The organism is Leisingera sp. F5 (assembly GCF_001593695.1).
This window is the reverse complement of sequence record NZ_LUKH01001149.1, coordinates 1-1,230: the sequence shown is the minus strand read 5'-3', so window position 1 is coordinate 1,230 and position 1,230 is coordinate 1. Positions and strand designations below refer to the sequence as shown.

Sequence of the window (1,230 nt, the reverse complement as noted above, 5' to 3'; positions counted from 1 at the left end):
AAACAGGTTCATCGCCAGCTCAATGCGGTAGAACCGGGTCGGGCGCGAAGGGGCTTGGCGGTAGAGCAGACAGGTGGCCATGGTTTGATTCTATGCCAAGTGATTCGCTGCGGCAAGAATCTCTGTGCCGTGCTGGCAAATGTGAGGCTTTAGAGCGCGGAAGACAGCGCCGTCACGGCGAACGCCAGCGTAGCCGGAATGGACAAGGGTGGTGAAATACTGCAGCTGCGTATTCTTTCAACCTCTTACCTGAAGAAAGAGCGTAGCACAGGCAAATTGGTTTTCTACCAGAACAGGGTCAGCCCCAATCCACATCGCCCAGAAAGATGTAGCCCGCGCCATAGATCGTCTTGATCAGACGCGGGTTCTTAGGGTCTTCGCGCAGCTTGGTGCGCAGGCGGGAGACGCGCACATCCATTGCCCGGTCAAAGCTTTCACCTGCCGCACCGCCAAGCGCTTCCTGCATCTGAGCGCGGGAGATCAGCCGTTTGGGGCTGTCGAGGAACAACCGCAGAACTTCGCCCTCGGCATGGGAAAACGGGGTTTCGCTGCCTGAGTCATCCTCCAGCACATAGCGGTCGAAATGCGCGATCCAGCCGGAGAAACGGGCGGTGTCGCTGGCTGGAGCAGTTGTGCGGGGGGCGCTGCGCAGACGGGCGCGGACACGGGCGACCACTTCGGCCGGATCAAACGGTTTGGTGATGTAGTCATCAGCTCCCAGCTCCAGCCCTGTCACCCGGTCCTGCACCTGGGCGCGGCCGGAGATGATGATGACCGCCGCGCCCTGTTCCAGTGCAAGCCGATGCACCAACGCCAGCCCATCCGTGTCGGGCAGTGACAGATCTACCAGGCAGACATCGGGTGTCATCCGGTTCAGAGCGGCCTCAAACTCGCGCGCGCGGGCGAAACTTTGGGTGCGGAAGCCTGCGTCCTCCAGCGTGTTAGTCAGGATCCGGCGGATTTCCGGCTCGTCATCCAGGATGGTGACCAAGGGCGATGTCATGCGGCAGGCTCCGGTTTGATCAGCGCGGACAATTGGTGCGTGGTGAATGGTTTGCGCAAAACCGGACTGCATTTCAAGGCCTTGCGGAACAATGGATCGCTGACGGGAAGGGACGTCATCAGGATGCAAGGCAGGTTTGAGCCGTCCAGCCGGGTAGCGAGGTCTATGCCGGTGGCAGTTCCCTCCAGTTTGATGTCGGAGAGCACCAGCGCGATGTCCGGCAAATC

Annotated in this window: 1 protein-coding gene and 1 pseudogene; both read right to left on the bottom strand. The window is 60.5% G+C overall.

Annotation, left to right across the window (positions count from 1 at the left end; translation table 11 throughout):
• Positions 1-298 precede the first annotated feature (298 nt).
• Positions 299-1,003: a response regulator transcription factor gene (locus tag A2I95_RS39665; RefSeq protein ID WP_027257197.1), complete on the bottom strand. Its 705-nt coding sequence runs from the start codon at positions 1,001-1,003 to the stop codon at positions 299-301.
• Positions 1,000-1,230, bottom strand: a pseudogene (locus A2I95_RS39660) (hybrid sensor histidine kinase/response regulator); the annotation flags it as partial. The pseudogene A2I95_RS39660 and the gene A2I95_RS39665, both read right to left, overlap by 4 nt.